The sequence below is a fragment of the Leekyejoonella antrihumi genome (genome assembly GCF_007845645.1).
Lineage (GTDB): Bacteria > Actinomycetota > Actinomycetes > Actinomycetales > Dermatophilaceae > Leekyejoonella > Leekyejoonella antrihumi.
The window spans coordinates 1-26,428 of sequence record NZ_VCQV01000015.1 but is presented as its reverse complement, the minus strand read 5'-3'; the positions used below and the strand labels follow the sequence as shown (position 1 = coordinate 26,428).

24 protein-coding genes are annotated in these 26,428 nt (G+C 63.2%); 10 read left to right on the top strand and 14 right to left on the bottom strand.

All coding sequences use genetic code 11. The annotated features are described in order from the left end of the window. Positions 1-7 precede the first annotated feature (7 nt). Both FGL98_RS11810 and cysC read right to left on the bottom strand, forming a co-directional pair. On the bottom strand, positions 8-970 hold the full coding sequence (locus FGL98_RS11810) for a sulfite exporter TauE/SafE family protein (RefSeq protein ID WP_222432139.1): 963 nt from the start codon (positions 968-970) through the stop codon (positions 8-10). Next, positions 967-2,154, bottom strand: a complete 1,188-nt coding sequence (gene cysC / locus FGL98_RS11805; protein ID WP_222432138.1) for an adenylyl-sulfate kinase — start codon at positions 2,152-2,154, stop codon at positions 967-969. The genes FGL98_RS11810 and cysC overlap by 4 nt, the downstream gene beginning before the upstream one ends. A gap of 96 nt (positions 2,155-2,250) precedes the next feature. Here cysC and cysD point away from each other — a divergent pair, with 96 nt between their 5' ends. From cysD to FGL98_RS11765, 8 genes are all read left to right on the top strand, one after another. After that, positions 2,251-3,162, top strand: coding sequence for a sulfate adenylyltransferase subunit CysD (cysD, locus tag FGL98_RS11800; RefSeq protein ID WP_146316976.1), 912 nt, complete (start codon positions 2,251-2,253; stop codon positions 3,160-3,162). Between the two features lie 20 nt (positions 3,163-3,182). Next, positions 3,183-4,433 carry a sulfate adenylyltransferase subunit 1 gene (locus FGL98_RS11795; protein WP_146316975.1) on the top strand — a complete coding sequence of 417 codons (1,251 nt, stop codon included), beginning with the start codon at positions 3,183-3,185 and terminating at the stop codon, positions 4,431-4,433. 132 nt (positions 4,434-4,565) lie between these two features. Then, positions 4,566-5,870, top strand: coding sequence for a nucleotide sugar dehydrogenase (locus tag FGL98_RS11790; RefSeq protein ID WP_146316974.1), 1,305 nt, complete (start codon positions 4,566-4,568; stop codon positions 5,868-5,870). After that, complete coding sequence (locus FGL98_RS11785) at positions 5,867-6,475, top strand: acyltransferase (protein WP_146316973.1); 609 nt, start codon at positions 5,867-5,869, stop codon at positions 6,473-6,475. Before FGL98_RS11790 ends, FGL98_RS11785 begins: the two co-directional genes overlap by 4 nt. Beyond that, the gene (locus FGL98_RS11780; RefSeq protein ID WP_146316972.1) at positions 6,472-7,560 is read left to right on the top strand and encodes a DegT/DnrJ/EryC1/StrS family aminotransferase; all 1,089 of its coding nucleotides are present in this window, start codon (positions 6,472-6,474) and stop codon (positions 7,558-7,560) included. The genes FGL98_RS11785 and FGL98_RS11780 overlap by 4 nt, the downstream gene beginning before the upstream one ends. A gap of 1 nt (position 7,561) precedes the next feature. Then, positions 7,562-8,560 (top strand): Gfo/Idh/MocA family protein, encoded by a 999-nt coding sequence (locus FGL98_RS11775; RefSeq protein WP_146316971.1) that lies wholly within the window; start codon positions 7,562-7,564, stop codon positions 8,558-8,560. A gap of 58 nt (positions 8,561-8,618) precedes the next feature. Next, positions 8,619-9,872: an oligosaccharide flippase family protein gene (locus FGL98_RS11770; RefSeq protein ID WP_186526121.1), complete on the top strand. Its 1,254-nt coding sequence runs from the start codon at positions 8,619-8,621 to the stop codon at positions 9,870-9,872. 227 nt (positions 9,873-10,099) lie between these two features. Next, positions 10,100-11,383, top strand: coding sequence for a hypothetical protein (locus FGL98_RS11765; protein ID WP_146316969.1), 1,284 nt, complete (start codon positions 10,100-10,102; stop codon positions 11,381-11,383). Here FGL98_RS11765 and FGL98_RS11760 read toward each other — a convergent pair. From FGL98_RS11760 to FGL98_RS11705, 12 genes are all read right to left on the bottom strand, one after another. Further along, the gene (locus tag FGL98_RS11760; RefSeq protein ID WP_146316968.1) at positions 11,364-12,791 is read right to left on the bottom strand and encodes a hypothetical protein; all 1,428 of its coding nucleotides are present in this window, start codon (positions 12,789-12,791) and stop codon (positions 11,364-11,366) included. The two genes, FGL98_RS11765 and FGL98_RS11760, sit on opposite strands and share 20 nt — an antisense overlap. 35 nt (positions 12,792-12,826) lie before the next feature. Then, positions 12,827-14,008 carry a glycosyltransferase gene (locus FGL98_RS11755; protein WP_146316967.1) on the bottom strand — a complete coding sequence of 394 codons (1,182 nt, stop codon included), beginning with the start codon at positions 14,006-14,008 and terminating at the stop codon, positions 12,827-12,829. Then, on the bottom strand, positions 14,001-14,438 hold the full coding sequence (locus tag FGL98_RS26730) for a CatB-related O-acetyltransferase (RefSeq protein ID WP_281289173.1): 438 nt from the start codon (positions 14,436-14,438) through the stop codon (positions 14,001-14,003). The genes FGL98_RS11755 and FGL98_RS26730 overlap by 8 nt, the downstream gene beginning before the upstream one ends. A gap of 119 nt (positions 14,439-14,557) precedes the next feature. After that, positions 14,558-15,673 carry a non-hydrolyzing UDP-N-acetylglucosamine 2-epimerase gene (gene wecB / locus FGL98_RS11745; protein ID WP_146316965.1) on the bottom strand — a complete coding sequence of 372 codons (1,116 nt, stop codon included), beginning with the start codon at positions 15,671-15,673 and terminating at the stop codon, positions 14,558-14,560. Then, entirely contained in the window at positions 15,670-16,773 is a 1,104-nt protein-coding gene (locus FGL98_RS11740) for a polysaccharide biosynthesis C-terminal domain-containing protein (RefSeq protein WP_146316964.1), read from the bottom strand. Before FGL98_RS11740 ends, wecB begins: the two co-directional genes overlap by 4 nt. Beyond that, positions 16,770-18,050 carry a glycosyltransferase family 4 protein gene (locus tag FGL98_RS11735; protein ID WP_146316963.1) on the bottom strand — a complete coding sequence of 427 codons (1,281 nt, stop codon included), beginning with the start codon at positions 18,048-18,050 and terminating at the stop codon, positions 16,770-16,772. The genes FGL98_RS11740 and FGL98_RS11735 overlap by 4 nt, the downstream gene beginning before the upstream one ends. Further along, positions 18,047-18,682, bottom strand: a complete 636-nt coding sequence (locus FGL98_RS11730) for an acetyltransferase (RefSeq protein WP_222432137.1) — start codon at positions 18,680-18,682, stop codon at positions 18,047-18,049. Before FGL98_RS11730 ends, FGL98_RS11735 begins: the two co-directional genes overlap by 4 nt. After that, complete coding sequence (locus FGL98_RS11725) at positions 18,679-19,296, bottom strand: sugar transferase (protein WP_146316962.1); 618 nt, start codon at positions 19,294-19,296, stop codon at positions 18,679-18,681. The genes FGL98_RS11730 and FGL98_RS11725 overlap by 4 nt, the downstream gene beginning before the upstream one ends. Continuing rightward, positions 19,293-20,432: a DegT/DnrJ/EryC1/StrS family aminotransferase gene (locus FGL98_RS11720; protein ID WP_146316961.1), complete on the bottom strand. Its 1,140-nt coding sequence runs from the start codon at positions 20,430-20,432 to the stop codon at positions 19,293-19,295. The genes FGL98_RS11725 and FGL98_RS11720 overlap by 4 nt, the downstream gene beginning before the upstream one ends. Beyond that, positions 20,429-22,312 carry a polysaccharide biosynthesis protein gene (locus tag FGL98_RS11715; protein WP_146316960.1) on the bottom strand — a complete coding sequence of 628 codons (1,884 nt, stop codon included), beginning with the start codon at positions 22,310-22,312 and terminating at the stop codon, positions 20,429-20,431. The genes FGL98_RS11720 and FGL98_RS11715 overlap by 4 nt, the downstream gene beginning before the upstream one ends. After that, positions 22,309-23,748, bottom strand: coding sequence for a tyrosine-protein kinase domain-containing protein (locus tag FGL98_RS11710; protein WP_146316959.1), 1,440 nt, complete (start codon positions 23,746-23,748; stop codon positions 22,309-22,311). Before FGL98_RS11710 ends, FGL98_RS11715 begins: the two co-directional genes overlap by 4 nt. A gap of 113 nt (positions 23,749-23,861) precedes the next feature. Further along, positions 23,862-24,284, bottom strand: a complete 423-nt coding sequence (locus FGL98_RS11705; protein WP_146316958.1) for a Crp/Fnr family transcriptional regulator — start codon at positions 24,282-24,284, stop codon at positions 23,862-23,864. Positions 24,285-24,590: 306 nt separating this feature from the next. Between FGL98_RS11705 and FGL98_RS11700 the strand changes: the two genes are divergently transcribed. Both FGL98_RS11700 and FGL98_RS11695 read left to right on the top strand, forming a co-directional pair. Then, positions 24,591-25,466: an adenylate/guanylate cyclase domain-containing protein gene (locus FGL98_RS11700; RefSeq protein ID WP_186526120.1), complete on the top strand. Its 876-nt coding sequence runs from the start codon at positions 24,591-24,593 to the stop codon at positions 25,464-25,466. Between the two features lie 207 nt (positions 25,467-25,673). Further along, complete coding sequence (locus tag FGL98_RS11695; RefSeq protein WP_146316956.1) at positions 25,674-25,928, top strand: hypothetical protein; 255 nt, start codon at positions 25,674-25,676, stop codon at positions 25,926-25,928. Positions 25,929-26,428 lie beyond the last annotated feature (500 nt).

Here is a 26,428-nt window from a genome sequence, read left to right as displayed (position 1 = left end):
GGAGACGCTATAGGGCGGGGGGCAGTTGATCGTCCCGATCGACATCTCGCACGCCGGCGCTCGGCGGCGGCCCGAAGTGATCGAACGCCGGCACCCCGTGCGCTCGTCGCACCAACCCCCATGCCACAGGTCCAAGGATGATCAGCGCGGCTCCGGTGATCCCGACCCAGGTCGGTGATGCCCCGATCATGCCCAGGCCAGTCAGACTGAGCACCGTGACGATTCCACGTCGGATGACGGACTGGGAGACCAGGCTCGACAGGCGGGCGCCCAGAGCGGTGCCGAGGGACCCGCCGATCACCAGTGGAATGAGCACGGACCACTCGATCCCGGTGACGAAGATGTGTCCGATCGCGGCAGCGACCACGAGCGGTACCGCCTGCAGGAGGTCAGTTCCCACCATGCGATGCGCCGACATCGACGGGTAGAGCAGCAGCAGGCTCACCATGATCACCGAGCCGGATCCGACGCTGGTGACACCCACGAGGAGGCCGCCGACCGCACCGACGGCAATTGTCGGTATGGGCCGAATGACCAGCTCGCGCACGTGAATGTTGTGCCTGACCGTCCGCACCAGCCCTAGGTACATCCGAACGACGTAGGTGGCGGCAGTCATAAGCAGCGTGCAGCCGATGGCCACTTTGAGAAAGACCTGCCGGTCCGCCGGCGCTCCCACTTCTTTGACAATCCACGACCCCACCAACGCCATGGGGACCGACCCGATCACCAACCACTTCACCAGCTGCCGGTTGGGTGACCCATGACGCAGGTGCACCGCAGCTCCGACCGACTTGCTCACCGCCGCCGCGACCAGGTCATTGGCCACGGCAGCGGTGGGGGGAATCCCCAGAAAGATCAGGGCGGGCGTCATCAGCGCCCCGCCGCCCATGCCGGTCAGACCGACGGCGATGCCGACACCGAAGGCGACGATCAGCAGCTGAAGGGTGTCCACGCCAAACAGGCCGCTCACGCGCTGCTTCCGAGGTTGGGTCGCTGGCGACGTGCCAGCAGGTGAAGGACTTGGTCTCGCCCGTCTGCAACGGTGACCGCCGAGGTGTTGAGCACTAGGTCGGCGTCGTCGGGCTCCTCATAGGGCGCGCTGATGCCAGTGAAGTTGGGAATCTCACCGGCTCGCGCCTTGGCGTAGAGCCCCTTGCGGTCGCGGCGCTCGCACTCCTCAACGGGGGTGGAGATGTGCACCAGCACGAAGGTGCCGCCGCGCTCGGCGACCATGCGGCGCACGTCCTTGCGGGTGCTGTCATATGGCGCGATCGGACTGCAGATCGCCAGGCCCCCGTGGTGGGCGATCTCGGCGGCGACCCAGCCGATCCTGCGGATGTTGGTCTCCCGGTCCTCGGGGGAGAAACCGAGCCCGGCGGAGAGGTTGCGGCGCACGACGTCGCCGTCCAGCAGTGTGACCGGGCGTCCATCTCGCTCGAGGATGGCGTTGCGCACGGCACGGGCGACTGTCGACTTGCCGGAGCCCGACAGACCGGTGAAGAAGAGCACCAGGCCGGCGGTCTCGTCCGCGGGTTCGGAGGCCTCGGTCATCACATCGGCGAGCCGTGCGGCGCTTTGCGGGCTGTACGCGGCAACCACCGATCCCAGCAGCTCGGGGTTGGCGCGTGCCCTTGCGGCGCTCAGCGGAATGGCCACCACGCGCGTGTTCCTGCGAAGTCCGCCGATGGCGAGCGCAGATCGGATCGTCGCCAAGGCTCGCGAGCTGGGCTCGACCGACGGGCCGGCAAGCACCAGCAGCAGAAGCGGTTGTCCTTCGTCGTAGGAGGCAACGTCCGTTGCCACCAGGGGCCGATCGACGATCACCGACGTCGAGCCGTCAGCCAGAGCCTCGGCCCGGACCTCCGCCGGGGCGCGGTAGAGGGTTTCGTACGGCCGGGTCGAGACCTCGCCCAGCCAGGCAGGGGCTTCAGTGAGCTCGAACCGGTCGCCGTGCCGGGTGGGTGGAGCCAGGTGCGCAAGGGGGACCCCCTCGGGGTCGACAATTTCTACGGCGCCATTGTCTGAGTCCACGCCGGGGACGGTGATGCGCCGCGGGAGGTCCGCGCTGACGCTCAGGGCACCGCTGCGAAGCAGCAACAGGTCGTCGAGAGTGTCGAGCGGCGGACAGGCCTGAGGGGTGCTCGGTGCGGGCATGCGCACATCCTCCCATTGGACGGTCCGACCTGCGGATTGATCTGCCGGTATCCTTCCGAGTGACCGTCGCACCCCAGCAGGGAGTATTGCCAAACAATGCAGACGCATTCGGACTATCGGCTCAGCCAGCTCGATGAGTTGGAGGCGGAGTCGATCCATATTTTTCGTGAGGTTGCGGCCGAGTTGGAGCGGCCGGTGTTGATGTGTTCGGGGGGTAAGGACTCGATCGTGATGTTGCGGTTGGCGGAGAAGGCGTTTCATCCGGCGAAGTTGCCGTTCCCGGTGTTGCAGGTGGATACGGGTTTCGACTTTCCTGAGGTGCTGGCGGCTCGGGATAACTGGGTGGACCGGTTGGGCGCCCGGCTGGTGGTGGCGTCGGTGGACGAGGCCATCAGGCACGGTGTGGTGGTCGATGATGGTAAGACGAGCCGGAACCGGTTGCAGATCGGCACGTTGTTGCACGCGATCGAGGAGGGCGGGTTCACGGCGGCGTTTGGGGGTGGCCGGCGGGATGAGGAGAAGGCTCGGGCGAAGGAGCGGATCTATTCGCATCGAGATGAGTTCGGGCAGTGGGATCCGAAGAATCAGCGCCCGGAGTTGTGGTCGTTGTATAACGGGCGGTTGCATGCGGGGGAGCACATGCGGGTGTTTCCGTTGTCGAACTGGACCGAGCTGGATATTTGGCACTACATCGCCCGGGAGCGGATCGAGATCCCGTCGATCTATTTCGCACATGAGCGGAAGGTGATCGCGCGGGATGGGATGTTGTTGTCGGCGTCGGACGCGGTGCAGCCTCGGGCGGGGGAGATGGTCGAGGAGCGGACGGTGCGGTTCCGCACGGTGGGGGACATGACCCTGACGGGGTGTGTGGAGTCGCAGGCGGACACGTTGGAGAAGATCATCGATGAGATCGCGGTCGCTCGGGTGACCGAGCGGGGCGCGACTCGCGGGGACGACCGGTTCTCGGAGGCCGCGATGGAGGACCGGAAGAAAGAGGGCTACTTCTGATGGCGCGTGTGGGAGCGGACATGGATCTGTTGCGGTTCGCGACGGCGGGGTCGGTCGATGATGGCAAGTCGACGCTGATCGGGCGGTTGCTGCTGGACTCGAAGTCGATCTTTGAGGACCAGTTGGCGTCGGTGGAGGCGACCAGTGCGTCGAAGGGGTATGACTACACGGACCTGGCGTTGCTGACCGATGGGTTGCGGTCCGAGCGGGAGCAGGGCATCACGATCGATGTGGCGTACCGGTATTTCGCGACACCGAAGCGGAAGTTCATCATTGCGGACACGCCGGGGCATGTGCAGTACACCCGGAACATGGTCACCGGTGCGTCGACGGCGGATCTGGGTTTGGTGTTGGTGGATGCGCGGCACGGGTTGACGGAGCAGTCGCGCCGGCATGCGGTGTTGTTGTCTTTGTTGCGGGTGCCGCACTTGGTGTTGGCGGTCAACAAGATGGATCTGGTCGACTACGACCAGGCGGTCTTTGAGCGGATTGTTGCGGAGTTCACCGCGTTTGCGTCGAAGTTGAACATTCCGGATCTGCTGGTGGTCCCGATCTCCGCGCTCAAGGGTGACAACGTGGTGGCCCGGTCGGAGGCGATGGGGTGGTATGAGGGCCCGTCGCTGATGCACCACCTGGAGCACGTGCACATTGCCTCGGACCGGGAGCTGCGGGATGTGCGGTTCCCGGTGCAGTGCGTGATCCGGCCGAAGTCGGATGAGCATCATGACTACCGCGGGTATGCGGGGCAGGTTGCGGGTGGCGTGCTCAAGCCGGGTGATGAGGTGATGGTCCTGCCGAGTGGGATGACCTCCACGGTGGCGGGTATTGACCTCTTCGATGAGCAGCTGGCTGAGGCGTATGCGCCGATGTCGGTGGTGGTGCGCCTGACCGATGACGTGGATGTCTCTCGTGGGGACATGATCTGCCGGACCAAGAACATGCCGACCCAGACCCAGGACGTGGACGCGATGGTCTGCTGGATGACCACCGCGCCGTTGCGGGCCGGGCAGAAGTTGGCGATCAAGCACACGACTCGCACGGCGCGCACGATCGTCAAGGATGTGCAGTACCGGTTGGACGTCAACACCCTGCACCGCGACCTGGGCGCCGACCAGCTCGGCCTGAACGAGATCGGCCGGGTCCAGCTGCGGGTGACCCAACCCCTGCTGGTCGACGCTTATGAACGTAACCGCACGACGGGTTCTTTCATCCTGATCGACGAAGCCACCGGGGGCACCGTCGGCGCAGGCATGATCAACACTGGCAGCTAGGCCGCATCCGAATCGGAACACAACTATCGGCGAGAGTTTGCATTGGTGGCCGTGATGAGGTGGGTCACGTAGACATGAGCATGTAGTCGCTACTCTATTCACGACACATGGACGAAATTGGGGAATCATCACGTGAAGATCACGGTAGTCGGACTGGGCAAAATCGGGCTTCCGCTCGCGGTCCAGTTCGCGCGCTCCGGACATACCATCCTGGGAGCAGATGTCAGCCAGGCGGTCGTTGACCAGATCAATTCCGGGCAGGAGCCGTTCCCTGGGGAAGCGCACCTTCAGGAGTATCTGTCCGAGGTAGTCCCCTCGGGCGCTTTGCATGCGACGGTTGACACGGCGAGCGCTGTCGGCGAGAGCGACGCGGTCGTCGTGGTGGTTCCGCTGTTCGTCGATGAAGAGGCGCGACCGGACTTCGGATGGATGGACTCTGCAACCGAGGACATTGCGCGTGGGCTCACTCCCGACACGCTGGTGATCTATGAGACGACCTTGCCGGTGGGAACGACCCGCACTCGGTGGAGGCCCAAGCTCGAGGAAGGTTCTGGCCTTACAGAGGGTCGGGACTTCCACCTGGTGTTCTCGCCGGAGCGAGTGCTCACCGGCCGGGTGTTTGCGGATCTTCGCAAGTATCCCAAGCTTATTGGTGGCCTGAGCGAAGGCGGCGCGAAGCAGGCGACCGCGTTCTACGATCAGGTCCTCCAGTTCGACGAGCGCGCAGACCTGGACCGCGGCAACGGCGTCTGGGACCTCGGTTCCGCAGAGGCTGCCGAGATGGCAAAACTGGCAGAGACGACGTACCGCGATGTAAACATTGGCCTCGCGAACCAGTTCGGTGCCTTTGCCGCCAAGAACGGAATCGATGTCTACCAGGTCATCGAGGCCAGCAACTCGCAGCCGTACAGCCACATCCACCGGCCAGGTATTGCCGTTGGTGGGCATTGCATCCCGGTCTACCCGCGCCTCTATCTATGGAATGACCCGGACGCGACGGTCGTCCGGGCGGCTCGCGAAGCCAATGCGGCCATGCCCGCTTATACGGTAGGCCTCGCCGCCGGCGCCGCGGGTGGAGACCTGCGGGGCAAGGCCGCCGTTGTGCTCGGAGCTTCATATCGCGGTGGCGTCAAAGAGACAGCCTTCTCCGGGGTATTCGCGACGGTGGATGCCCTGAATGCGACTGGCGCTGAGGTGCTGGTGCATGATCCGATGTATTCGGCCGATGAGCTTGCCAAGTTTGGTTGGAAGGCTTACGAATTCGGTCAGCCGGTCGACGTCGCAATCGTGCAGGCAGACCACGCCTCGTATGCGGACCTCTCTTCGAGCCAACTCCCTGGTGTCAGCGTCGTCGTCGACGGGCGCAAGATCCTGGACCCGTCGAAGTTTGATGGTGCGCGATTCTTGGTCGTTGGCCAAGCATCGAAGAAGGTATGACAGTGGCTGGGGCAAGAGTTGTCGACTCCGCGGATGTCGCTGCGACCGCTCGCATTGGCGACGGTTCATCGGTGTGGCATCTCGCTCAGGTGCGTGAAGATGCCGTGCTCGGCCGTGACTGCATCATCGGACGTGGCGCATATGTCGGCACCGGGGTGCGGATGGGCGATGCCTGCAAGCTGCAGAACTACGCGCTCGTCTATGAACCTGCGGTTCTCGAGGATGGTGTGTTCGTGGGACCGGCGGCTGTCTTTACTAATGACCACTATCCGCGATCGATCACCCCTGATGGTGATCTGAAGCGAGGTGACGATTGGGATGCGGTGGGTGTCACCTGTCGCACGGGCGCCTCGATCGGGGCGCGCGCCGTGTGTATCGCTCCGGTGACTATTGGCCGGTGGGCAATGGTCGCGGCCGGTTCAGTGGTCACGAAGGACGTCCCAGACTTCGCGCTGGTGGCCGGTGTGCCGGCGAAGCGGATCCGGTGGGTGGGGCGTGCCGGCTTGCCCCTCGAGCAGCTTGACGAACGGACCTGGCGCTGCCCAAGTACCGGCGACACGTACATCCAGGACGACGACACTTTGACGGAGGAATCTGCAGTATGAGCGAGTTCATCGCACCCGCAAAACCGATCATCGGTGACGAAGAGCGCGCCGCAGTCGATCGGGTGATGCGCAGTGGAATGCTGGCGCAAGGCCCCGAGGTCAAGGCGTTCGAGGAAGAGTTTGCAGAGCACTTTGGTCTGGGCCGCGCGTGCGTCGCGGTGAACTCAGGTACCTCGGGCCTGCACCTCGGGCTGCTCGCGGCGGGCGTCAAGGCGGGTGACGAGGTGGTCGTGCCCTCGTTCACCTTTGCGGCGACTGCAAACTCGGTAGCGCTGGCCGGCGCGACGCCGGTGTTTGCCGACATCAGCGCCGACGACTTCTGCCTTGATCCAGGATCCGTGGAAGCCGCCATTACCGACCGGACGGTCGCGATCATGCCGGTGCACCTCTATGGGCACCCGGCCAAGATGGAACAGTTGCTCGCCATCGCCGAGAAGCACGACCTGAAGGTCTTCGAGGACGCGGCTCAGGCGCACGGCGCGTCACTGCACGGCACGCCGGTCGGGGCGTTTGGCACGTTCGGGATGTTCTCGCTCTATCCGACCAAGAACATGACCTCTGGCGAGGGCGGCATGGTGAGCGCGGCCGACGCCGAGATCGAGCAGCTGCTGCGGCTCTACCGCAACCAGGGCATGCTGCAGCAGTATCACAACGAAGTTGTCGGTCTGAACAACCGAATGACTGACATCCACGCCGCGATCGGCCGGGTGCAGCTGACGAAGGTCGACAGATGGACAAAGCTGCGTCAGGAGAACGCGGCGTTCCTGAGTAGCCGCCTCGAGGGCGTCACGCCACCGCCGGTTGCCGATGGTGCGGTCCACGTGTATCACCAGTACACGATCCGAGTGCCGCAGGACCGCGATGGACTGGCGAAGGCGCTGCGTGAGGAGTACAACATCGGCTCCGGCATGTTCTATCCGGTGCCAAACCACGAGCTGAAGCCATTCCAGGCGAACGTCGAACTGCCCGAGACCGTGAAGGCCGCCGCGGAGTGCCTGTCGCTGCCGGTGCATCCGTCCCTCACGGAAAGCGATCTCGAGCGCATCGTGACCGCGGTCAACACGCTTGCCAAGGCAGGTGCCTGAGATGGCGAATCTGCGCGCGGGGCTTATCGGTCTTGGGATGATGGGCCGGCACCACGCGCGTGTGCTCGGAAGCCTCGGCGGAGTCGATTTGGTCGCGGTCGCGGATCCGGGTGGCGACAAGTTCGGAGTCGCGGGTGACCGCAACGTGGTGTCGAGAGCGGAAGAACTCATAGCGGTCGGCCTCGACTACTGCGTGGTTGCGGTCCCAACCGCATTTCACGAGGAAGTTGGCACCGCGCTCGCGGAGGCGGGCGTGCACACAATCATCGAGAAGCCACTGGCGGAGAATACCGAAGCGGCCGAGCGCCTCGTAAGAGTATTCAGTGACAACGGCCTGATTGGGGGCGTGGGGCACATCGAGCGGTACAACCCGGCGCTGCAGGCAGCCCGAGCCCGCATCGAAGGCGGGGACCTCGGTGAGGTATACCAGGTCGTCACTCGCAGGCAGGGACCGTTCCCCGGCCGGATCGCCGACGTGGGTGTCGTGATGGATCTCGGCACCCACGACATCGACCTGACGGCGTGGGTCACCCAGCAGGAGTACACCGCTGTCTCCGCCCGCACTGCGCATAAGTCAGGTCGACCACATGAGGACCTCGTTGCGGTTGTGGGTCAGCTATCAAAGGGCACCGTTACCAATCACCTGGTCAACTGGCTTTCGCCTCTCAAGGAACGCACCACGGTTATCACGGGGGAGAAGGGCACATTTGTCGCGGACACTCTTACCGCTGATCTCACCTTCTACGCTAACGGTCAGGTCGAGACAACCTGGGATGAGATCAGTCGATTCCGTGGGGTGTCTGAGGGCGACATGATTCGCTACGCGATCGCCAAGCCTGAACCCCTTCGCACTGAACATGAGAACTTTCGTGATGCGGTTCTTGGCAAGAGGACTGACATCGTGACGCTTGCGCAGGGTCTGGCAACGGTCCGGACGGCGGAGGCCTGCATCACGTCTGCGCGAGAGGGCCGCACGGTCTCCGTCGGCCCGACCCCCTAAGACAATGCGCACACGCATCGCCCGATGGTCGCCAGCCCGCCGGGGACTGCTCGCCATCATGAGTGGTGTAGCTGGTGGCCAACTCCTCGCGCTGCTGGCATCGCCCATTCTTGGTCGCCTCTTTCCGCCGAACGAGTTCGGACCGTTCGCTGTCGTCAACGCAGCCGTCATGTCCATCGGAACGATCGCGGCCCTACGCCTTGAGCTTGCCATCCCCCTGCCGATGCGTGAAGGAATGGCCAGAGACGTAGCTCGGCTCGGACTTCAGATTTGCACGGCATTCGGGACGTGTGGGCTGGCGATCGCTTGGATCGCTCGTTACCAGCTCGCCGCCGGGCTTGGGCAGAGCCACTCGGTCGCGGCGCTCGTACCGTGGGTGCCTGTCATCGCCGCCGAGGTCGGAGCGTTTGCAGTCCTGAACCAACTGGCGATCCGGCAAAAAGCATATGGCGCGATCGCCCGACGAAGCGTGCTCCAGGCGGGCGCCACGGTGGTTGCCCAGATCGGCGGCGGATTCGCCGGACTCGGCTCACAAGGGCTCGCACTTGGCTTGGCGATCGGTCAGGGCGTAGGCGTCGTCACACTGTGGGCGAGCACCCGACCCGACTCGCGGGAGCACGCCACTGTGCGTGCGTCAACCCGCCGGATCCTCAAGCGGTTCCGCAGTTTTCCACTGCTGCTCGCACCGGCAGGGCTGCTCAACTCACTAGGTCTGCAGATCCCTGTCCTCCTGGCTTCTGCGCTCTTCGGCGTCGAGGTGTCCGGTTGGCTGGGTATGACCCAACGGATCCTGGCGCTTCCCATCGCACTGCTGGGCACGACACTCGCGCAGGTCTACCTTGGCGAGTTCGGTGAGGCGAAGCGCGCCGACAGCGACCAGCTCGCGGCACTGTTCGTGCGCACGTCGAAGCGGCTGGCGGTCGCCGGCGTCGTGATCGCGGCGGTCGTGATGCTGCTCGGTCCGCTGGGATTCTCTGTCGTGCTTGGAAGCCAGTGGGAGACTAGCGGCGCATACGCGCAGGCGTTGGCGATCGGGCTGGTCATCCAAATGGTCGCGTCGCCGCTCTCGCAGACGCTCATCGTCATGGAGCGAAACCTGCAGCAGTTCATCTGGGATATCGGCCGACTCGCGTTCAGTGCCGTGGCAGTCTATGGGGGCTACCACGTGGGCTTCTCGGCGCTGACCTCGATGTGGCTGCTCGGCGGCGCGATGGCAATAAGCTATGCGCTGCTGTGGTGGCTGTCCTGGCGGGCAGTCCGCAGTGCCACCGTTCACCTCCCCACCCGCAACTCTTGGAGCACTGCGTGCTAAGTCGCCCGAGACGTCCATTCACCATTGGCGGCGCGGGTGCGCTCGTGATTGTTCTCGTGGTCATTCTCGTCATGTGGCGTCCGTGGTCCGCACCAAGCCCCCCACAATTGTCGACGGGTGGGCCGCATGCGGTCCCCGTTACGGCAGCCCCACTAGACAGGGGCCTGTACTCAGGGGCCGTTCTCGACACGCACGGCCGAATCAACATCGATTCGACTCTGAGGCAGGTGGTTCGGGCGCATGCCGATACCTACTACTACTTGATATGGGACCGGGTTCCGGGCACGACCAGGTCGAATCCCGAGATCAGTCAGGAGTCATGGAACAATCTTCCGGAATTTGCGGACAAGGCTGCACGCATGGGCGTTTCTGTTATCGTCTATCTGGTGCCGCCGTCGGAGACGGTTCGGCAGAACTACAAGCCCTTCGGCTGGGACTATTCCCGCTGGTTCCGCGCGGTGGGTCGTATCGCGGCACGGCACACCTCCATCGTCGGGGTCGCCATGGATGACATCGCATCGAACCTCGTGATCCCTGGCACGGTCACTCCGGAGCAGCATAAGTTCACGGTACGAGGGTTAGAGGCGGCGATGACCGATGCTCGGGCCACCGCTCCGTGGCTGAAGTTCTTCGCCGTCCTGTATGCGCGAGATATCCTTGGTCCTGGATCCGTCATCCCCTACTTGCGGACCGTACTCAACGGGGTCATCTACCCATTTGCCGGTCCCGATCAGGTCCATGGTGCGCCCCAGAACACGACCGACCCGTCGGGAGTTCTCTCCAGCGTCAAGCGCGTGCGAGCGTCCACATCTTGCGTTGAAGGGTCGTGCTGGGAGGTGCACATCGGCCGAGCGGCGGTAAGCGGTGCTACGGCGAGTATGGCCAAGACGATCTCCGTCGGCGGCTCCGACACGATCCGGATCTACTACTCGGACGACCGTACTGTGCCAAGTCAGGGGACATACACCTTGTCGCTCAATCTCGATGGACAGCCCGTTATGCTGAGCCGAGGACCCGATGTGCGAGGAATGCATTCAGCCAGGGCGACACTTCGGCTCGGTGTGGTGAAGAAAGGCGGACGGCTGCGCCTCACGGTGCGTCGAAGCCACGGCGTAGAGCGGTTGACAGTGGTGGTGAACGGCTTGTCCATAGATCACAGAGGGCGGTCGACTACTGTCGATCTGACACGCGGCGCATCCCGATCGGCACCGAGTAGCGGGGTCGACAGCCAGTTCGTCCATCCGCTGAAACTGATTTCGATGTATTACTGCGCTCCTTTCGGCGCCGAGGACCATACGCCTGGTGCCGCAGGTTTCACCTACGTCGAGTCCGTGCTGGGCCAGATGGTAGGCGCGCTGAAAGATCAGGACATAGACGGTTTGGTCGCCTACCGACTTGATCTCCGTCGCGGACCGCAGACGGCAGGTGTGGCTGAGACGTCGACCTTCGGGCTCGTGCAGCGTACTTACGCCAGCCTTGTGAAATACAGAGCTATCGCCGAGAGCCGTTAGGCACCTTCGAAGTTCGGAGTGACCCGCGTCGCCATGACGATCTTGTGAAGGTCCCGGACGTTGCTCGAAGGCCACGCCGTGCGGATGCGCCATCTTCCGTGGGCGACATTGTGCGGTCCTTTCTCGCGACAAGCATATTATCTGGGGCGAGAACTAGGAGTAGGGCAGCCATCGCAAAACCATCGGATAGAATTGCCGTGATGGGGCTTGAGTTGACTAGCGCAATCACCGGGGTTAGCAATACACCCGCAGCTAGCACGGGCCGATGACGGCGCGCCGCGCTCACGACCAATGCGATGATGAGGCCAGCGACGACAGCCTCGATGGCTATTCCTAAATATCCGAAGTTGGCATAGCCGTCTGCTACGTAGTTGCTGTTGGCGAGCACGTGGCTATTCCCGGTCAGGTAATTCCCGACGATGAACCCAGGGTTCATCTGGTACGGCGAGCTGGTCAGCCCAGACAGGAAGCCGCTACTCCAAAGCGCGTGCGGCTGCCCAGTAAAGACTGCGAAGTACGCTGCAGGCAGGTTTCCCGATACGAGAATAAGTCGGTCGACAAAAATAGCCGTCATCGTCGTCGAGCCACGCAGCAAGTCTGTCGCGACAGCGAGCATGACCGCAACGAGAGTTCCTCCGACCAACGCTATCCCGCTCCGGCGGCGCGTCCTGAAAAACCAGATCGCAAGCAGAACGGCAATTCCCGACAGGATTGTCAACTTGTACCCGGTCACGGAATAGATGAAGAACTGGCCCAGGAGGCCGATTAGAATTAGCCATCTCGAACCGCCAGTCGCTCCGCGCGCGATCAAGAAGGGGTTAATGACATTTCCCTGGAGACGGACGACGTATCCGAGTATCGGTCCGGATGACAGGATGATGTCGCGATATGAGTTTCGAATCGAGTACACCTGCGTGAGGTCCAACGACGCGAACTTGAACCCCGCGGTGGAAAAGATGTATGCGTACGAGCCAATTGTCATCGCGGCGATGAGCCACCAGAAGATCTGCGGGGGCAGTGATAAAACGGGAAGTATGTCGCGTGGGATGACCCGGCCGATTCCGATAATAAGTAGGAAGGTAAGAGCTGCAGTAATTGAAAGGATGCTCGCTTGATGCGGCGTACAGATGTCAGCGTAATGCGGCACGAGCATGAGGGGCGTTATGACGAGAATGTACAAGATCCACAGAATGAAGGCTTCAACATCCACGACGCGTCGTGGCAGGAACTGCGCAACCAGTAGAAGCGTAATGAATGCCAACCAGTAGGGCACAGCATTTGGTTCGCGGTATCTCTCACCGAGGTACGAGTATGTCGGGGATACGACATGCTGGTAGGTCCACTCAAGGGCCAGGGAGAAAGCCAACATGGTCGGGATTAGTAACGCCGTGAAACTCGTCCTCGACATGGGGGTGAATCTTCTAGGGTCGAGTCGCTGTACTTTCATCGTGAAAGGTCTTCCAGAAGACGTTCCACTACTCTGCGCCCGGAAAACGCCTCGTTAGATTTCGCGTGAACGCAGCGAGGCATATCGCTAGCCGACTTCATACGCTGGGCAGTCCTGATGCCGATGGATATTCCTTCAGGGCGCGGCGCGATTTCGTGCGCAGACGAAGATCCACGCAGGAGGTGATCCGTGAACTGATTTCGCGGAATGATGACCTGCAGGCCTGTTCCCATGGCCTGCTGAATCGTGATCGCTGGCATCGTGGGCCAGATGCCTACATCTGCAGCATTGAATAACTCATTGAGACGGCGCGCGTCGACGAATGGAAACGATAACGTGATATCAGAGATCCCGGAGTCTTCGACGTGCTTACGAATGCGGCAACTTTCCTCGCCGCTGTCCATTCCAACGATAATCAGACGTACTCGCGGCTCACGCTGCCGATAGGATGCAATCGACTCCACAACGGAGGAGATGCACTTCTGCGGTTGTACCTTACCCGCGGCGATGACCACAAGGTCGTCGTCATCGTAGTTAAGTTCTGCTCGTGCGGCGCTACGCGTCTCGCGGGAAAAATAGAATTCCTCGCGGTCGAACGCGAGTGGTAGGACTTCCATTCCCGAGGGAGCGAAGTGCCGTAGGCGAGTGATCGTGTCCATAGTGTAGCCGTACGCCCTGCTGGCTCGACGGTTGACCGTCCAGTAGATCAGTCCTTTCGTGGCTGAGAATGCCGCGAATTTGATCCGGGACTGGATTGGCCCGAGCGCAGCATACATCGCCGCGTTGTCACCGTAGAGCGCGACCCGATGCTTCACTCTCGGTATAGATGCGAGGGCAGGAAAAAGCTGTCCGGGCATGACCTGGACAACAAGATCATAGGAACCGTTTTGGACCAACGATGGCACCCTCCGGGACCAGACCATCGAGCGGATCTCGCGAATCGGCAAGCGGGTCACGAGCACGTCGTTCTCGTAACATTCGCCTGCAGGGTAAATGCGAGATGCGCCGACCTTGGCGAGGTGGTCATCGGAGAAGATGGGTGAAACTCGGTTGCCTGCAAGCACGTTTGTGTCTGCCACTTGCGAGAACGCCCTAGCGAGGACGGTTTCTTGGTAGCCGCTGAACCAGTCGAAATATCCCGCGACAATGAGAACCCGGGGTCGATCATGCCTAGTCATGGATGGCCTGCGTGTGGGCGAATGTTACGGTGAAATCCTGAGCGTCGAGGCTCGACTCGTGCCGCACCTGCTCGTCCGGCGTGAACCGGTCGCGCAGATGCCGGGCTGGAATCCCAGCCCAAATCTGGTAGGGGGGTACATCCCGGGTGACGACGGCGCCTGCCCCTATGACAACTCCATTGCCGATAGTGACACCGCGGACAATGACGACGCCATAGCCGATCCATGCGTCGCGGCCGATTCTGGTGCGTTGCTGAGGAGGGCGGCCTGTGAACTGGATTGGTGTTCCGACAACGTTGACCGAATGGTCATCGCCGATGATAGCCACACGTGGCGCGAGCAGCGTGTACGACCCGATGCTGACTCCGGGCGCGATGGTGCAGTCGGGCCCTATGTACACGTAATCACCCGCGACGAGGTCAGGGCTCACCCGGGACGAGTGATGAACCGAAGCCGTGGGCGCAATGTCGCGAAGGCTCTTTGACCGTGCAACGAGTACGCCCCGTGCCTGGCGAGCCGCTTGATAAAGTCGGCCAGACCGATTTAGCTTCATGATCGAAGTCCTGCCCATTGGGGATGTCGATGCGCTGTTGACAGAATAAAATTGACGGCCCGCTCAGAGGTATTGGCGATCTTGTAATCGTCAGGAACCTCCCGAAGATGACCTTGCGCCTCCGTCGCAACTTTGACAGCAGTAACTATATCCGAGGGATTAAGTCCGGTCATTATGATGGCGCCAGTGTCGAGAGCTTCTGGTCGCTCTATTGAGTCGCGCACGGTGATTGCGGGAAAGCCGAGGATACTCGACTCTTCGGCGATTGTCCCTGAGTCGCTAAGGACGCAGGAGGCGCCGAGTTGGAGCCTGTTGTAGTCGTGGAACCCCAGCGGGTCGCTGAAAGTGATGTATGAGGGTGCGGTCCAGTTGGAGAGTCCAGTTAGGCGGTTTCGGGTACGCGGGTGCGTCGAGACGAAGACCGGTAAGCTCGTTGAGTGGTGGACGGCGTCGATCCCGTCCAACAGCATCCCGAGTCGTTGAGGCGAGTCGACATTCTCCTCCCGGTGGGCGCTCACCAGCAGATACTGACCCTCGACGAGGCCACGATCCTTGAGGACAGTCGACCGGTCGATTGCTGGGCGATACGCCGTGAGGACTTCCTGCATCGGCGATCCGGTTTTGAGGATGCGTCGCGGGTGGATACCTTCGGCGAGCAGGTTGCGTCGGGCGTGCTCGGTATAGACGAGGTTGAAGTCCGCCACGTGGTCGACCAACCGCCGATTCGTCTCTTCAGGCACATTCTCATCGAAGCAGCGGTTGCCAGCCTCCATATGGTAGACGGGGATTCGCATTCGCTTGGCCATGACTGCAGCGATGCAGCTGTTGGTGTCTCCGAGGATCAGCAGCGCATCAGGACGCTCGCTGCGTAGCACCTCTTCGGATTTGATGAGGGTTTCGCCAAGCACATGGCCGAGGCTGGAGGTGTCGACATTGAGGAAGTAGTCCGGCTTGCGAAGTCCCAGGTCCTCAAAGAAGATCTCGTTGAGGTCGTAGTCGTAGTTCTGCCCGGTATGCACGAGGACGTGATCGACCGTTTTGTCCAAAAGCAGGATTACTCGGGACAGACGAATGATCTCAGGACGGGTGCCGACAATGGTCATGATCTTCATGCGGTGGGCTCCAGAGCGACGGGCTCCCAGAAGGTGTCAGGACGCTCGGGGTTAAAGAGTTCATGGGCCCAAAAGAGTGTGACGAGCTCGTCGTCGCCGGTATTGGTGATGTTGTGCACCCACATCGTTGGCATGTCGACGATTGCGGGCTCGTCGCCGTTGACGTCGAAACTGATGACCTCGTCGGTGAAGACCTTGCGTAGAGAGATTCGCGCTCTTCCACGAATGACGACGAACCGTTCGACCTTCTCGAGATGAAAGTGCTCGCCACGGGTGATGCACGGATGGGTGGTGGAGACGAATGTCTGCCCCTGGCCGCCGTGCGCTTTGACGGTCTCCACGAGGTCGCCACGCTGGTCCGCGTGCTTTGTGAGCGTGATTGGGTAGTGGTGAGGGAACATCGCCCAGCGCAGGGTGTTGAAGAGCTCAATATCCAACTCATTGAGCAGGGGAGGGATGTCGCCCACGTTGTAGAGCGCCTTCATCCGTACGAGCGTGTCGTAGATCGTCTGCACACTGGTTTCGGTGCCCACCGGCTCGAGGTTGGGCAGGGACGTCGTCAGCGCGTCGATCAGGGTCTGCGCCGCCGCCTGCACGTGCAGTAGGCGGATCGGTCGGTCCAGGATCTCAGGCGTGTCACCCGCGACCACCTTGTGCACGAACGTCGCCACGAACGAGTTGTAGTTGGCCCGCCCGCCCTCGCCGAAGAGGTTCGGCAGGCGCACGTCGACGTAGGTCGCGCCGGCCTCGGCGGCGGCCTCGGCCAGGGTCGAATTCGCCCGGGCCTTCCCAGAGCCGTAAGGGCTGCCGGTGCCGGCCCAGATCGAGTTGGCGAAGATCACCCGCTGCACCGACGAGTTCGCCTTGAGCGCGGTCGCGATGTGTTCGGCCAGCTCAATGTTGCCGTCCTCGACCTCATGCGGTGCGCCCCGATTGATCCCCGCGACATGAATGATCGCGTCGACGTCGGCAGCCAGGTCGGCCAGGTCGGACCAGTTCTCCCTGGTAACAAGGACGACCTCGTGCTCGGTGAGGGAACGTAGGCGGACACGGGTGTGCCACCCGAGAAATCCGGCGGCGCCGGTCAGCAGAATTCTCATGTTTGTCTCCTTGCGGCGAAGTCTGCAGGATGTGCCTGCCCGGCAGGCGATGATCTGATGGCGTGAAGGAGCATGCGCTCGAGCCGGTCAAGTCCTGCACGCTGACTGAAGCGGGACTCGTAGAGAGTACGGGACCGGCATCCGATGCGTTGGAGCTGATCGGGTGTCATGGCGGAGAACTCTTGAACTGCCAGGGCGAGAGCTGCCGAGTCTCCTGGCTGCACTCCCAGACCGACGCCTTCACTTGAGACGAGCTCCGCGACGTCGCCAGCTGCATGTGCGAGGAGGGGCCGCGCCGAGGCAAGTGAGAACTGCATCTTGCTTGGCATCGTGGCGCGGAGTAGAGGCGTATCCATCAGGGAAATGATCTGTACGTCAGAGGCGGCGATGTACTTTCCGATGTCGGTCGCGGGTCGCGGTCCGAGCACGTGGACGTTGTCGGCGCCCTCGTCGCGCACAAGATCGACCAGGGAGGAGCGCGAGACCCCGTCGCCGATGAGGACGAGCTGCGCTCGCTCGGCTCGGGAAAATCCTCGCACCAGTGAGTCAAGCGCTTGCATCCGTCCGAGGTTGCCGACGTACATGAACAATCGCCCTGCTGGTAGCCCGAGCTCCCTGCGCAGAGCGGTGGACGAAGGGAGGTCGGGCCGGAGCAGGTCGTCCGTGGACCAGTTCGGGGTGTCGAAAATCTTGGCTGCGGGCACGCCACGCGACTCAAGGATTTGTCGCATCGAGGGGGAAATTACTCCGACGGCTGCCGCGTTGCGATACGCCAGTCTGCAGAACCGGTCGATGGGGGGACGCATGATGTCTGCCAGCCGGGCCGGGACCATACCGCTGTCGGTGACGCTGTCCGGCCAGAGATCTTGAATGATCAGGCAGCTTGGTCGCCTGTGCCGGAATCGATATGTCATAGGGGCGAGCGCCGATGTGGCAGGAGACGAATACGTCAGCCACACGTCCGGAACGGGCATCTTGAGTCGAGCAACGGCGGATGAACTCACGGCGAAGGTCCCGTAGTTGAAGGCCCGCTGAACGGGTGCGCTGTCGTGGCTCGGATAGAGCGGTGCTCGATGAACCGTGACCCCGTCCACGGATTGCTCTCTTCGGTAGGGGCGCAGCGGGTAGTCCGGGCGTAACCGGCCGGTGGGGTAGTTCGGAAAGCCCGTCAGCACATGCACCTCGTGCCCACGGCCGGCGAGTCCGGACGCGATGGACTGCGGCAGATGCGTTCCTGGCTCGGGCGGATACCACTGCGTGACAAAGCCGACTCTCATCGGGCTGGCACACCCTTGACAACAGTGTTGTCGGGGACGGACTTGGTAACCAAGGAACCGGCGCCAACAATCGAATCAACTCCGACATTGAGATTCTGCAGGATGGCGGCATGTGTGCCAACCATCGACCGCTCACCAACGGAGACACCACCGGAGATTGCTGCGAGTGGGTTGACGGTGGCGTACGAGTCGAAAGTTGAGTCGTGGCCCACTGTGGAATTGATGTTGATGTGTACGTGGTGGCCGAGTGTGATGTTCGTCGTCAGGCGCGCACCGGCGCAGATGACCGATCCGGGACCAAGTTCGACGTCTGCGCCAAGGCTGGCGGCGGGATGCACCAGGACTGCGGACATCCAACCAGCAGCTTCCAAACGGGTGGCGACGGACTCGCGAATCCTGCCGGTTCCGATGCCGATGACGAAATGCGCGGGTTGCAGCTCAAGGGCGTGCGCGATGCCGCCGACGACCTGCGCGCCGCGGCGGGACACCAGCCTAAGGTTTTCTTCGCTCGGCGTGTCGTCGATGTAGCCGGCGAACTCCCAGGTCGGTGAGACCTCGTTCTCGGCGTTGACAATGTCGTGCACCTCTCGGCCGAACCCCCCACACCCCACGATGTACAGGCGCTGCATCATGCAACCTCCGTTGGATTCCCGAGGAACTCGGTCATGGTCACCGTGTCGTCGCCCGTGACTCCGTCTCGGAGCAACACCGGCAGAATCGTCATCGCGATGATCCTGAGGTCCGACCAGACGGTATGCGAGTCGACATAGCTCACGTCAAGTGCGAGCCGTTCGTCCCACGTCAACCTGTTGCGGCCCGACACCTGTGCCAGACCGGTCAGTCCGGGCTTCACCTCGTGCCGCCGCAACTGCTCAGGTGAATATCGGTCCAGGTACCTGGTGAGCAAGGGGCGTGGCCCAACCACCGACATGTCACCTCTCAGGATGTTCCACAGGGCAGGGAGTTCATCGAGGCTGGTGGACCGTAGCCATGCTCCGAACGGTGTCAGACGCTGCGCGTCGGTCGCCCGGCCATCGGCTTCGTCGGGCTCGAGCATCGTGCGGAACTTGAGCATCGTGAAGGGCTTGCCGTGTAGACCTGGACGTGTCTGTTTGAAGAGTATGGGCGACCCGAGTCGTCGACGAACTGCGACGGCAACGGCTAGCTGAACGGGAGCGGTCACGGCAAGCGCCGGCACGACCACCGCCAGATCAAACGCGCGTGTGAAGGTGGGCCGGTTCGTCATTCCGGACCCACTATCGCCAACACGGAGTGGGCGACCCGACTCACCTCGGCCTCGGTGAGCTCCGAACCGCTGGGGAGGGTGATCCCATTGGCGAAGAGCGCTGCCGACGTGTCACCGCCATACATCCGCCCATCACGATAGAGCGGCTGCAGATGCATGGGCTTCCACAGGTGTCTGGCCTCAATGTCTTGCATGTCGAGCCTGCGGATCAGGTCCGTTGCGCTGATCGAGATCCTTTCCGGGTCCAGCACGATGCAAGTCAACCAGCAATTATCGTCTGCGTCGTCATCACCCGCGGATCGGCCGAGCAGTCGGACGCCCTCCACCGGACGGAGGGCCTTGGCATAGTGGTCGCGATGGGCTCGGCGACGTTTGATCATCTCGTCCAGACGCGAGTGCTGCGCCAGACCCAGCGCTGCGAGGACGTTGGACATGCGGTAGTTGAAGCCCATCTCGGTGTGCTCATACCACGGCGCAGGCTGACGCGCCTGGGTGGACAGATATCGGGCCCGTGCCATGAGGTCGGCGTCGTCGCTGAGCAGCATCCCACCACCCGAGGTGGTCATGATCTTGTTGCCATTGAAGGACAGCACGCTTGCGCTGCCGAACGATCCTGCCGACTGCCCCTGCTGCGACGCTCCCAGCGCTTCAGCGGCGTCCTCAACGAGGGGGATCCCACGCCTCTGTAAGGCGGGTCGCAACGCCGTGTAGTCGACACAACGGCCAAAGAGGTCCACTGCCATGACGCACGCGACGTCCTGCCCAGTCGACTGTAGGTCGTCGATTGTTTCGATCAGAAGGGCAACGTCAATGTTGGCGTCACTTTGCTGGCTGTCAACGAAGATCGGCTTCGCTCCAGTGTAGAGAACGGCGTTGGCGGATGCAGCGAAGGTCATGCTGGGCAGCACGACCACCTTGCCAGGGCCGGCACCGAAGTGGAGAAGAGCAAGATGCAGCGCTGCAGTTCCTGACGACAGCGCCAATGCGTGACGGACCCCGACTCGCTCGGCGATGTCGTGCTCGAATTGATCGACCATCGGGCCAAGGGGTGCGACCCAACCAGAACGCAATGCCTCGAGCACATAGTTCTCTTCAACCTTGGTGATGTCGGCTCGCGAGAGATGAATGCGGGTCATGCCTGCCCTCTCATGGGGGACTTTGTCATGGCCTCGTCGCGCATCCACCGATAGGTATCGGCGGCGTCAGCAGTGTCCACCGTAAGCACGCGTTCGGCGGAGATAGCCGGCACTTCCACGCAGTTGACCATCGGGTGAGTGGAGGGGCGAATTTCGTCGCCGGGGTAGAAGAGGACTTCGCTCAACTTCTCGCCGTGCCGTAGTCCGGTGAAGACAATGTCGATGTCGCGTCGACCGGACAAGTCGATCAGTGTGTGGGCGACGTCGACGATCTTCACGGGTTCACCCATCTCCAGCACCATCACCTCGCCGTCGGTGCCGATCGCCGACGCCTGGAGGACCAGTTGGCTGGCCTCCGGAATGAGCATGAAGTATCGCTCGACGTCGGGGTGGGTGACCGTGATGGGGCCGCCACGGTCGATCTGAGCGGTGAACGCTGTGATGACCGATCCGCGGGAGCCCAGCACATTGCCGAAGCGCACGCTGACATAGCGACCCGTCCCACGGGTGGAATACTCCGCGGTGAGGCGCTCAGCGAGTCGTTTCGTGTAGCCGAGCACGCAACTGGGATCGGCAGCCTTGTCGGTCGAGACGTTGACAAAGGTCTCCACCCCGAACTCGGACGCAGCCTGCAGCACGTTGAGGGTGCCCAGCACGTTGGTCTTCCAGCCCTCTAGGGGGAACCGCTCGAGCAGGGTGAGGTGTTTGAGGGCCGCCGCGTGAAAGACCAGCTCTGGCTGCTCCTTGACGAAAATGGCGCGCAGCGCGTCTAGGTCGCGGATGTCGGTCAGGGCGAGCGTGCCGTCGTCCAGCAGAGCTCGGCCAGTCAAACTCATCTGGACGCCATGCAGCGCCGACTCGTCCCGGTCGAGCAGAACCAGCTTCTTCGGCTCGTACCGGTAGATCTGGCGGGCCAACTCGGAGCCGATCGATCCGCCGGCACCGGTCACCAGCACGACCTTGTCACGGAGCGATCGGGCGATGGCGGCGTCATCGAGCTCCACCTTGCGCCTGCCGAGCAGGTCCTCCAGGTTGATCTCTCGCAAGTCGGTGCTGTCGAAGGACGCCCCGAGCAGCTGCGCCATCGTCGGCACGATCAGCACTTGCAGGTCGACGGCTGCGGCTCGCTCGCGGACGTCCCGGACGAGCTCGGTCTCAGCGGACGGAATGGCAATGACCAGAGTCGTTGCGCCCGTCTTCGCGGCGACTGATGAGAGGTTCTTGAGGCCGCCACTGACGCGCAAACCGTCGATCTTGAGGCGTCGCTTGCGTGGGTCGTCGTCCAGCAAGGCCACTGGCACGTAGGGCGAGCCCTCATCACGACGTAGCCCGCGGATCAGTTGGCGGCCGCCAAAGCCCGCACCAAAGACGATGACCTTCTGGGTATCGCCCGCCGTCGTAGTCCGCCCAAAACGGTAGGAACGCACGACGAACCGAAGGGTGAACATCCCGACCATGGCCATGACCGGTGTCAACAGGGCAAGGCTGCGCGGCACCTTGTCGAACCACGGTGTGAGGAGTGCCAGCAAGACCAGGACGACCGCGGTGAGCAGGCATGCACGCCCGATGTCCGCGGTCTCCTCGAACGATCCACGGAGGTGACCGACCCGGTAGGGGCCGGCAACGAGGCCGAGGACCAGATAGATCAGCGCTGCATACGCCGCGAAGCGGGTTGTTGCCAGGAAGACGATGCTGTTCAGGTCGAGGTCGTAGCGCAACCACGCTGCTGTGTAGGTCGCTGCGAGAACGATGAGTGCGTCGCCGGCGGCCCAGCAGCTCTGGGCGAACCACTCGCGCCTGCGACGAGCGATGAAGGGACGGGATGCGTTTCGTTCCTCAGGCTCATTCGGGTCCCGACGCAAGTCAACCCCGGGAGTCATCGCCGCGCCAGGAACTTTCGTGGCTTGGCCCCATCGGAGGCACGTACGTTTGCCCGGCTGCTGAGCTGGTTGCTGCCTTGCGGTCGGTAGTCGTAGCGGTAGTCGTAGTAGCCCCCGATCCGTGAGCTGCGCGGGATGCGGTTGAGGGCGACACCGAGCACCTTGCCCTTGACCGCGTGCAGTGATTCCAGGGCGGTCTGCAGCTGGTCACGGCTGACCAGACCGCTGCCGACCACCATGACAGCGCCGCCGACGATGGTCGACAGCACAGCGGCGTCGGTCACGGGCAGAAGCGGTGGTGCGTCGATCAGCACATAGTCGAAGCGTGCCTCCAGCCGGTGCAGCGTCTCCTTCATCACCGGCGAGCCCAGCAGCTCACTGGGGTTGGGCGGCAGCTGGCCGGCGCCGATCACCGCAAGGCGGTGCTTGCCGAAGGGCTGCAGCACATCGGCAAGGTCCGCCGCCTCGATGAGCACATCGGTCAGGCCGACCGCCCCCTCCATGCCGAGATATTCGAGCAGCTTCGGCCGACGAAGATCGCCCTCGATCAGACAGACCGTGGCACCCGCCTCGGCCAGCGTGAGGGCGAGGTTGGCCGTGGTGGTGGTTTTTCCCTCGCCGGCAAGAGTGGAGGTCATGACAATGCTGCGTGGATGATTCGATGCATCCACGAAACGCAGGTTGGTGCGCATGGCGCGGAAGGCCTCGGCGCGATGTGAGTGCGGGTCGCTCAGGACCAGCAGAGGGTGCTGGCTGGCATCGTTGTCGAAGGGAATGGCGCCGATCACGGTGAGATCCTCGTCGAGCGCCTCGACGTCGTCCTTGGTGCGCACCTTGGAGTCCAGGACGTGCCGCAGCACTGCCACGCCAAGCCCAAGAAGCAAGCCGAGCACCACGGCGAGCGCGAGGTTGCGCGTCGGTCGCGGGCTCACCGGTGGGGTGTTGATGATCGCCGACTTGGTCACGGTGACCTTCACCGGGCTGGCCGAGTTCTTGGAGACCTTCTCGAGGTTGTCGATCGTCTTGGGGAACTGCTTGCCAATCGCGGCAGCGATGCGCTGTGCCTGGTCCGGGCTTGAGGCGGTGACGTCGACATTAATCAGGACTGTGTTTGGCGGCACGATGGCCGCGACCTGACCACCGAGTTCCGCGGCAGTGGTGTTCAGGTGCAACTGCGTGATCACCGGGTTCAGCACGACCGGCGCAGTGACCAACTGGGTGTAGGACGTGACGCGTGCCTGGCTGAAGGTGCTGCCCTGCGCGAGCTGGCTTGCATCGGTTGAGTCGGAGGTCGACACGAAGAACTGCAGGCTGGACGCGTACTTCTTCGGCGACAGGAGGGTGTAGGCACCCGCGAGGAGCACAACGACGACAAGCACCGCGAGGACGGCCCTCCAACGTTTCTGGAAGATCCTCAAGTAAGTCTGCAGATCCACGGATTAGCCTCTCCTGATTGATCTCGTCTGCCTGGTCCAGGCCGGACGAGCCCCCGGTTGTCCCATCTCGTCTCGATGAGAGCGGATGCGCATTGCGCCGTTTGGCTTGCTCGTCAGTGCCCCACTGTGGCGGCCTCGACTTTGCGCAGGCGCAAGCATAGCGTCTTGAGCAAAGCCTCGGCGATCTCTGGGTGCCCCATGAGAGTCGGTGCGAAAGCCATAGATGGCAGGGCAAATGTCGTCACGCCCTCGGGGCCGGCTGCGAGACTGGCCGACCGCGGTTCGCCGTCAATCATCGAGAGCTCGCCGACGTATTCACCATCAACGGTGCCGCGGCCATTGCCGCCGGCACTGACCGACCTGCTGCCTTCCAGCACAACTCGCAGTCCGCTGTCGGGTGCGCCCTCGGTGATCACGGCTGCTCCGGGCGGGGTACTGATGGTGGCCCCTGACCCAACGATCAACTCCGTTGCCTCATCGCTGAGGGTAGAAAAGAGATCAATGCGGCGGAGGGCCCGGATAAGTGGGGTGGCCATGTGCGGATATCCTCCAACGTGGTGCAGATGTGACGGGTGAGCCCCAAGCACGATAGCAGCGGGTTTGTCACCTGAATACGGTTTTTGTGCATTGGGGCGCCCCGACCGACAACAAGTCTGGCCCCAGAATGGCGCGGTTCCTGTCCGAAGATGGATGCCTATCCGAGTACTGGTCAGTAGGTCACGGTTCGGTCACCCCCGACGGGAGCGCGACCGGCCTACGTCGACCACACCGTATACGCCGGGACACCTGCCACTCTCGACTACCGCGGTCGCTGTGGTGGTGTGCGGTGTGGCGCTGAGGTGGTGCAAGCGGCGTGGTTCTGCTCCAACGGTGGTGCCGCGATCGCGCAGGGCGGGCAGCGCGGCGCCGGTGCGCAAGCACGTGGAGATCCTCTTCGTCGACATCGTCGGGTCGACATCGCTGGGGGAGTCGGTCAACCCGGAGCCCTGCGGGCCAACCTGTCGCGCTACTTCGACGCGGTCTCCAAGGTGGTCTGGTCCCATGGCGGCACCGTCGAGAAGGTCATCGGGGATGCGGTGGTGGCGGTCTTCGGAGTGCCGGTCAGCCGCGAGGACGACGCCCTGCGGGCGGTGCGCTCCGCCGGGCGCATCCATGAACGAGTGGCCGAGCTGTCCGGCCGGATGCGCGCGCAGCTGGGCCAGGGGCTCAAGGTGCGGATCGGCGTCAACCAGGGTGAGGTGTTTGTCACCCACCGGCCCGACGGCCAGTTCTCGGTGACCGGCGACCCCGTCAACGTCGCCGCCCGGCTGGAGGCAGCCGCCGGCCCGGGGGAGACCTACGTCGGCGACACGCTCGCCGCCCTTGTCGCAGCGCGGTGCCACTGCAGTCCGTCGGTCCGATGCTGCACAACGGTAAGACAGTGCCGCAGCAGGTCTATCGGCTCACCGACGACACGGGGCCACGACGGCCGTGCACCGCACCGCCTTCGCCGGGCGGGCCGCCGAGCTCGCCGACCTCGCGACCATCGCCGATCGCACCGCGAAGCGTGGACAGGGCTGGTTCCTCACCCTCGTGGGGAGCCCGGCATCGGAAAGCACCGCCTGGCGAGCCACTTCCTGGCCGGCCGAGACGGCCTGCGGGTGCTGCGGGGCAGCGCGCAGCCGCTGGCCACCGACGGCCCGCTCGCCAAGCTGCTCGGCCAGTTGGGCGACGACTAGCAGGCCGCGGCGACCGATGTGGAGCCGCGGTCGCCAGTCCCGCGTCGAGGACCTCGAGCCGATGAGGCGCGACGAGCTGCACGAGATGGCCAAGGAGCGGATGAAGGAGATCGAGGAGATCGCGGCGCGGGAGGGCCGACGCGCCGACGTCTCGGTGGACACCCTGATCACCCTCAGCGACGGCAACCCGCAGGTCTTCGAGGTGCTGTGCAGTGTCTGTGCGACGGCACCGAGCTGCCGGTATCGGTGCACGCCCTCTTCGAGGCGACCCTCGGCCGGCTCGCTCCCGCGGAGCGGGCCTTCTGCGAGGGCGCATCCATCCTCGGGCGTGAGTTCTATGTGGAGGCAGTCGAACCCGTGATCGGTGCGATGTGCGAGCGGCCGCGACACGGCTCGGGGTCGCCGACCGGCTGCGTCAGCTCAACATCCTCGAACCGGCCGACGGTGACCGTTCCGGCCTGAGCACGACAATGTGGTCCAGACTCAGGCAAGCCTCCAACCTTCGCGAGGCCTACGCCGAGCTCACCGAGATCACCTCCGGCACACCGGTACTGGCGGTCGTGCAGGAGCCGGCAATCTGTCCGAAGGGCTGGTGGAGCTCGAGAGGATCTCCGCCCTCGTTGAGGTGGCCGACGACCGCCCCATGCGCGGCGTGATGACCTTCGCGCGCGTGGAGTTCGGCATGCGGAGCGACGAGCCGGTCGAGATCGTCCTCGCCGATGTCGACGAGGGTCTCAGAACCAGTGCAGCGCAGCGAGATCGGACTGACCCCGGACGTCGTGGCTACCGAGCTGATCGGTCGACTTGGCTGACCTGGGCAGCCGCCGGCCGGGATGCGCCCTGGGTCAGTGGTAGTAGCCGAAGCAGTCGGCGATCAGGTGGACCGAGCCTGTTGATCCGTTGTAGAGGTCGATGTATCCGGTGGACGAGACGGGCACGAGCACCAGGTTGGGTGCGGTGAG